The sequence below is a fragment of the Psychrobacter sp. ANT_H59 genome, assembly GCF_008369225.1.
Classification (GTDB): Bacteria; Pseudomonadota; Gammaproteobacteria; order Pseudomonadales; family Moraxellaceae; genus Psychrobacter; species Psychrobacter cryohalolentis.
Map to the genome: position 1 here is coordinate 1 of NZ_VOBE01000015.1, position 1,044 is coordinate 1,044.

A 1,044-nucleotide genomic window follows, 5' to 3' on the forward strand; every position below is an offset into this window, starting at 1 on the left:
CATATCCGACATATCCATACTGCTATGATCCATATCCGACATATCCATACCAGACATGTCCATACCAGACATGTCCATACCAGACATGTCCATGCCTGACATATCCATGCCGCTATGATTCATACCTGACATATCCATACTACTATGATCCATGCCTGGCATCATCATGTCTTTTTTAGCAGTGGACGGGTCAGCAGCATTAGCAAATGATGATGCCAGCAGTACCAATGATGATACCCCAGCGAACCGTAAACCCACTTTATGTATTTTCATCTCATCTCTCACCTATCAACCAAAGATTTGCTTAAACGACCGCCACTTCTCTGAACATACCGGCTTCCATATGATAGAGCAGATGACAATGCCATGCCCATCGGCCAGCCTCTCCTGTCACATCAAAGCTGATTTTTTGTGCCGGTTGCACCATCATAGTATGCTTGCGTACCTGGAACTCACCGTCAGGCGCGCGTAGATCACTCCACATACCATGTAAATGCATCGGATGGTTCATCATCGTGTCATTGACTAAGGTAATACGCACGCGCTCATTAGGTTTAATATTAACCGGTGTCGCCTCACTAAACTTAACCCCATCAAACGCCCAGATATAGCGCTCCATGTTACCGGTTAAATGTAGCTCGATCTCTCGGGTAGGCTTCCTTTGCTCAGCGAATATTACCTCATCGACAGAACGCAATTGGCTATAATTTAGTACCTTCCTGCCAATTTTTCGCAAGTTGATTCCGGGGTCATCAAGGTTCATACGTGGGCTGTCCACACGCATATCAGACTTAAAGTCATATTCTGTTTTGGCGTGCTTAGCTTTATAACCATTCGCGCCCATTGCGCCCATCATATCTGCCATGGTGAGCCATTCAATCTTATCCATAGCAGGCGTTGCCGCACGAGCGCCTTCTTTGGTGGCAAGCGTTGCCGCGACATAGCCTGAACGGTCTATGTTTTGGGCAAATATGGTATGCGCATCTTTGGTTGGGGTGACGATAACGTCATAAGTCTCGGCAACGCCAATGCGGAAATCATCAA

Annotated in this window: 1 protein-coding gene and 1 pseudogene; both read right to left on the reverse strand. The window is 46.7% G+C overall.

Annotation, left to right across the window (positions count from 1 at the left end):
• Positions 1-273 (reverse strand): annotated as a pseudogene (locus FQ083_RS12605) (pentapeptide repeat-containing protein); the annotation flags it as partial.
• A 31-nt stretch (positions 274-304) separates the two neighbouring features.
• The coding region (locus FQ083_RS12610; RefSeq protein ID WP_149410100.1) for a multicopper oxidase domain-containing protein at positions 305-1,044 on the reverse strand (740 nt) is incomplete at its 5' end.